A 255-nucleotide genomic window follows, 5' to 3' on the forward strand; every position below is an offset into this window, starting at 1 on the left:
GCAAGTCGAGCGGAGTTAATGAGAAGCTTGCTTCTCTGAGACTTAGCGGCGGACGGGTGAGTAACACGTAGGCAACCTGCCCATAAGACTGGGATAACTACCGGAAACGGTAGCTAATACCGGATAGATTCTTTTCTCGCATGAGAGAAGAAAGAAAGACGGAGCAATCTGTCACTTATGGATGGGCCTGCGGCGCATTAGCTAGTTGGTGGGGTAAAGGCCTACCAAGGCGACGATGCGTAGCCGACCTGAGAG

Annotated in this window: 1 rRNA gene; it reads left to right on the top strand. The window is 52.2% G+C overall.

The features are described 5' to 3' along the window. Nucleotides 1–255, top strand: a 16S ribosomal RNA gene (locus tag KJS58_RS25235); the annotation flags it as partial.

The sequence above is a fragment of the Paenibacillus sp. J45TS6 genome, assembly GCF_018403285.1.
Classification (GTDB): Bacteria; Bacillota; Bacilli; order Paenibacillales; family Paenibacillaceae; genus Paenibacillus.